General features: G+C 70.9%; 5 protein-coding genes and 1 pseudogene. 2 read left to right on the plus strand and 4 right to left on the minus strand.

Features of this window, described 5'->3' with window-relative positions; genetic code table 11:
• Positions 1–113, minus strand: a pseudogene (locus tag NQ160_RS18610) (thymidine kinase); the annotation flags it as partial.
• Between the two features lie 89 nt (positions 114–202).
• On the opposite strand from NQ160_RS18610, the gene NQ160_RS18615 reads away from it, so the two are divergent.
• Both NQ160_RS18615 and NQ160_RS18620 read left to right on the plus strand, forming a co-directional pair.
• The gene (locus tag NQ160_RS18615; protein WP_257516609.1) at positions 203–643 is read left to right on the plus strand and encodes a YciI family protein; all 441 of its coding nucleotides are present in this window, start codon (positions 203–205) and stop codon (positions 641–643) included.
• A gap of 45 nt (positions 644–688) precedes the next feature.
• Positions 689–1,948 (plus strand): RNA polymerase sigma factor, encoded by a 1,260-nt coding sequence (locus NQ160_RS18620; RefSeq protein WP_257516611.1) that lies wholly within the window; start codon positions 689–691, stop codon positions 1,946–1,948.
• A 202-nt stretch (positions 1,949–2,150) separates the two neighbouring features.
• On the opposite strand, the gene NQ160_RS18625 is transcribed toward NQ160_RS18620, so the two are convergent.
• The 3 genes from NQ160_RS18625 to NQ160_RS18635 form a co-directional block, all read right to left on the minus strand.
• Positions 2,151–2,588 (minus strand): pyrimidine dimer DNA glycosylase/endonuclease V, encoded by a 438-nt coding sequence (locus NQ160_RS18625; protein WP_257516612.1) that lies wholly within the window; start codon positions 2,586–2,588, stop codon positions 2,151–2,153.
• Between the two features lie 9 nt (positions 2,589–2,597).
• The gene (gene mqo, locus NQ160_RS18630; RefSeq protein WP_374113677.1) at positions 2,598–4,028 is read right to left on the minus strand and encodes a malate dehydrogenase (quinone); all 1,431 of its coding nucleotides are present in this window, start codon (positions 4,026–4,028) and stop codon (positions 2,598–2,600) included.
• A gap of 136 nt (positions 4,029–4,164) precedes the next feature.
• Positions 4,165–4,805, minus strand: a 641-nt coding sequence (locus NQ160_RS18635) for an aspartate-semialdehyde dehydrogenase (RefSeq protein WP_257516614.1), incomplete at its 5' end; no start/stop codon positions are given.

Raw genomic sequence — 4,805 nt, forward strand, 5'->3', positions numbered from 1 at the left:
GGCTTGGCCAGCAGCACCCGCTGCCCGCGCTCCTCGTAGTTGTAGGCCGCCTGCAGCAGTGCCGTCGACTTGCCGGAGTTCATCGCTCCATAGCGGAAGTACAGTTTGGCCACCCATGGATTCTACGCGGATGTCGATTCCGCTCCGGCCCGCTCGACGCGATAGTAGAGGGCGCAAGCGCCCACCGATGAAGGGAACGGCGATGGCCAAATACATGCTGATCATGCGCAACAGCGGAACTTTCGATGACTTCCGGGACATGGATTTCGAGCAGGTCATGAACGCGATGGGCGCGTACAACGAGTCGATGATGAAGGCCGGAGTGCTGCTCGGCGGCGACGGCCTGACGGATGCCGCGCAGGGCGCCGTCGTGGAGTTCACCGCTGACGCGCCGGTGGTCTCCGACGGCCCCTACGGGGAGACGCACGAACTGTTCAACGGGTTCTGGACGATCCACGCCGCCACGCAGGAGGAGGCGGTCGAATGGGCCAAGCGCGCGCCGCTGGGCCCGGGCGACAAGATCGAGGTGCGTCGCCTCACCGACGACTCCGACTTCGCGGACTATCAGGACAACGAGTATGTGAAGAAGGAGAAGGTCTGGCGCGACGAGCTGGATGCGCGCCAGGCCGCCGACGCGTCGTGACCGGCGACGAGCCGCGCCGCGAACGACCGTGAACAGGGCGAGCGGGTGAGCGAGGTGAGCGGCCGGGGCGACGACGCGGGCGACCACATCCGCCGCACCGTCGACGCCGTCTGGCGCATCGAGAGCGCGCGCATCGTGGCGACGCTCGCGAAGGTCACCGGCGACGTGGGGCTGGCGGAGGACGTCACGCAAGAGGCCCTGCTCGAGGCGCTGCAGCGGTGGCCGGATGCCGGTGTCCCCCGCAACCCCGGGGCGTGGCTGACCGCCGTCGCAAAGCGGCGGGCGATCGATGCGTGGCGGCGCCGCGGCGCGCTGGACGAGCGGTACCGCGCCCTCGCGCAGGATCTCACCGAAGCCGAGCCCTACGCCGGGGAGGCCATCGACGACGACATGCTGCGCCTGGTGTTCATCGCGTGCCACCCGGTGCTGTCGCGCGAGTCGCAGGTGGCGCTGACCCTGCGCGTGGTGGGCGGGCTGTCGACACAGGAGATCGCGCGCATGCTGCTGGTGCCGGTGCCGACGGTGCAGGCGCGCATCACGCGCGCGAAGAAGACGCTCTCCGCCGCGCGCGTGCCCTTCGAGACCCCGGAGCCCACCGAGTGGCGGCAGCGGCTGGGCGGCGTGCTGGGCACGCTTTACCTCGTCTTCACCGAGGGGTACGCCGCCACGAGCGGCGACCGCTGGATCCGCGAGGAGCTGGCCGGCGAGGCTCTGCGCCTGGCCCGCGTGCTGGCCGGCCTGGTGCCCCGGGAGCCCGAGGCGCACGCCCTGGTGGCGCTCATGGAGCTGCAGTCCTCCCGGTTCGCCGCCCGCACGGCCCCCGACGGCGCCCCCGTGCTGCTGGCCGACCAGGACCGCACCCGGTGGGACCGGGCGCAGATCGTCCGTGGAAAGGCGGCGCTGGCGCGGGCGGATGCCGCCGGCCGCGGCCGCGGACCGTACGCGCTGCAGGCGGCGATCGCGCTCTGTCACGCCGTGGCGCCCAGCGTCGCCGCCACCGACTGGGACCGCATCGTGGTGTTGTACGAGGCGCTCGGGCGGCTCTCCCCCAGCCCCGTGGTCGAGCTCAACCGCGCTGTCGCCGTCTCGATGGCCACCGGCCCGGCCACCGCGCTGCGGATCGTCGACCGCCTGCAGTCCGAGGGCGCGCTGCAGGGATCGCACCTGCTGCCGAGCGTGCGCGGCGAGCTGCTCAGCCGACTGGGACGGCTGGACGAGGCGCGGTCCGAGCTGCTGGCCGCCGCGGCTCTCGCCGCGAATGAGCGCGAGGCGGAGGTGCTGCGGGACAAGGCCGCTCCGCTCTGATCCGGGCGCTCGCGCCGACCCCGAGCCCGCGCCACCACCATTCGGGGCGCGAAAACGTCCCCGAACCCGGGCCACCCCGTTCGGGGCGCGAAAACGTCCCCGAAACCCGCGCCACCACCGTTCGGGGCGCGAAAACGCCCCCGAAACCCGCGCCACCACCGTTCGGGGCGCGAAAGCGTCCCCGAAACCGACGCGGCCCGGGTTACGGGCGTTCCCAGCCGGCGATGGGACCCGGCACCACGACGAACGAGGGCGCGGCCGGCGGGACCTCGCCGGCGCTGTCCGGCAGGCGCTCGAGCCACGCCGGTGCCCGCTCGGCGACCTTGCGCCGCAGGTGCGTCAGCTCGAAGGCCAGCTGCCCGTCGGTCACCGGGATCTCGGGGTTCGCGGCATCCGGGCGCGTGATGCGCGACGCGTCGAACCGGTACTTGCGCGCCGTCGCCTCGGTCTGCACGCTGGCGAGGAAGTGCCCGATCGCGGCCACGGGGTCAGCGCAGGCGCGGAAGCGCTCGAGCTGCGGATGCCGGGTGTAGCCCCGCGTGGCGCCACCGAGCACGGCCTGTGCGAGCAGTCCCTCGCGCCAGCAGGCCACGAGCGCCGCACGGTCGAGCACCGCGGGGTGCAATGACCACAGGCGCACGCCGGGCCCTTACGGGTGGATGCCGAGGGCCTCGGCCGTGGCCTCCATCGAGGCGCGCGCGACATCCGGTCGGGGGTTGAGGGTCTCGCCGTAGCTGGGGATGAGCTCCCGCAGACGCGGCTCCCACTCGGAGATCCGGTCGGGGAAGCACCTCTTCAGCAGGCCGAGCATGATCGAGGCCGCGGTCGACGCACCCGGCGAAGCGCCGAGGAGCCCGGCGATCGTGCCGTCCTCGGCGGCGATCACCTCTGTGCCGAACTGCAGCACGCCGCCCTTCTCGGGGTCCTTCTTCATGACCTGGGCGCGCTGGCCGGCCTGGATGAGCTCCCAGTCCTCGTCCTGGGCCGTCGGGACGAACTCCCGCAGGCTGTCGACCTTCTTCGCGTGGTTCTTCGCGAGCTCGCCGACGAGGTAGGTGATGAGCGACGGGTTGTCGACGGCGACCTTGAGCATGGGGAGCAGGTTGCCCGGCCGCACCTGGGTGACGATGTCGAGCAGCGACCCGTTCTTGAGGAACTTGGGGCTGAAGGTCGCGAACGGACCGAACAGCAGCGACGCCTCGCCGTCGACGACGCGGGTGTCCAGGTGCGGCACCGACATGGGCGGAGCGCCGACGGATGCCTGCGAGTACACCTTCGCCTTGTGCTGGGCGACGACAGCGGGGTTGGTGGTCTTGAGGAACTGCCCGCCGATCGGGAAGACGCCGTAGCCCTTGATCTCGGGGATGCCGGAGCGCTGCAGCAGCTTCAGCGCCCAGCCGCCGGCGCCGACGAAGACGAAGCGGGCGTTGACCGTGCCGGGGGTGCGCCCCACGGTGTTGCGGTACGACACGTTCCACGTGCCGTCCTTCTGTTTCTTGAGCTTTCGGACCTCGCAGTTGGTGACGACGTCGACGTCTTGTGTCTGCAGGTGGGCGAACAGCTGGCGCGTGAGGGCGCCGAAATCGATGTCGGTGCCTGCGGGCACCCGGGTGGCGGCGAACGGCTCACCCTTGCGGCGGCGCTGCATGAGCAGGGGCGCCCACTGGTTGATGACGCGGGAGTCCTCGCTGTACTCGATGCCCTCGAACAGCGGCTGACCCTTCAGCACTTCGTAGCGCTTCTTGAGGTACGCCACGTCCTTCTCGCCGCGCACGAACGTCATGTGCGGGGTCGGGTTGATGAACGTCGACGGCTCATCGAGCACGCCGCGCTCGACGAGGGTGGCCCACAGCTGGCGGCTCTGCTGGAACTGCTCGTTGATGCCGACCGCCTTCGCGGGGTCGACCGAGCCGTCCTTGCCCTCGGGCATGTAGTTCAGCTCGCACAGCGCCGCGTGGCCGGTGCCGGCGTTGTTCCACGCGTTGGAGCTCTCGAGGGCGACATCCCCCAGGCGCTCGCAGACGACGATCTTCCAGTCCGGCTGGAGTTCTTTCAGGAGGGTACCCAGGGTGGCGCTCATGATTCCGCCACCGATGAGCACGGCATCGTACGTCTCAGTCACGATGATCCAGTCTAGTCAGCGCTGCGATGCCTCCGGACCGCGCCGCGTCGCCCGACGCGCGCAGTCGTGATCGACGTCAGCGTCAGCGTCAGCGTCAGACGATGGCACCGAGGCGACCCGCGACGAGCTCGGCGATCTGCACGGCGTTGAGGGCCGCACCCTTGCGCAGGTTGTCGTTGCTGATGAAGAGCACGAGCCCCTTGCCCTCGGGGGCGGACTGGTCGGCGCGGATGCGTCCGACGAACGCCGGGTCCTTGCCCGCCGCCTGCAGCGGCGTCGGCACCTCGTCGAGTTCGACGCCCGGGGCGGATGCCAGCAGCTCGCGCGCCCGGTCGGGCGTGATGTCGCGGGCGAACTCGGCGTGGATCGACAGCGAGTGCCCGGTGAAGACCGGCACGCGCACGCAGGTGCCGGCGACCCGCAGGTCGGGCAGCTCGAGGATCTTGCGGCTCTCGTTGCGGAGCTTCTTCTCCTCGTCGGTCTCGCCCTCGCCGTCGGCGACGATGGACCCGGCCAGCGGGATCACGTCGAATGCGATCGGCGCGATGTACTTCTCCGGCTGGGGGAAGTCCACGGCCGAGCCGTCGTGCACCAGGCGCAGGGTGTCACCCTGGGCCAGCACACCTTCGACCTGGCCCAGCAGCTCTTCGGCGCCGGCGATGCCCGAGCCCGAGACGGCCTGGTAGGTGCTGACGATGAGTCGCTCGAGTCCGGCATCCTCGTGCAGCACCTTCA

The organism is Microbacterium sp. zg.Y909, from assembly GCF_024626565.1.